Annotated in this window: 1 protein-coding gene; it reads right to left on the reverse strand. The window is 41.2% G+C overall.

The annotated features are described in order from the left end of the window. Positions 1-70: 70 nt before the first annotated feature. Positions 71-643 (reverse strand): hypothetical protein (locus tag GFB48_RS17365; RefSeq protein ID WP_205597769.1); only part of this gene is annotated, 573 nt, incomplete at its 5' end.

The raw sequence follows: 643 nt of genomic DNA on the forward strand, positions 1-643 counted from the left end.
ACGCTCGCAGCACAGGAAAAATTGGAGCGCAGCGGAAATTTTGTCCATGTGCCTGCGCTTGTTAGAGCGTTTACTTGCCATAACTGTATTTGACCCAATGTATGCGTTCATCGAAATGCGCTCCAAAATACTCACGTATTTTTCCACCGCCAAAAAACGCACCACTCTCATTGCAAACTATATAACCGGCGCCCTTTTTAAAGACATGAATACCAACCCAGTTAATACTATCTTGCTCATAAGGTTTGCATGACTCGTCAGAATAAACTGCGCTATTCATTGCTTCTAGCTCAGAGGCAGAGAAATCTTTGATATAACCCTTACCAGCAGTATTACCCCAGTAAAAAAATGAAACATATGCTTTTTCTTCTGTATAGATTACGTAAGCCATAGGGTGAATTCCCCATGCCATTGCAGTAATCCCTTTCACTTTTAACCCCAGTTCAGAAGCTCTGCTAAGCACAGAATTTATGATGCGCTCAGGATATTCGCCATAAGGGTAGTCGAAACTTTTCTCCTCATGATCATTAAACATGAAATCAACATCAGTAGACGTAAAGCGTTCCTCAGGAATGGTTGTACACCCTAAGATAATAATACTGATAGCAAAGACGAAGTATTTTCTCATGGGTTGCTCTAACGC

Source organism: Paraferrimonas sp. SM1919 (assembly GCF_010993985.1).
GTDB lineage: Bacteria > Pseudomonadota > Gammaproteobacteria > Enterobacterales > Shewanellaceae > SM1919.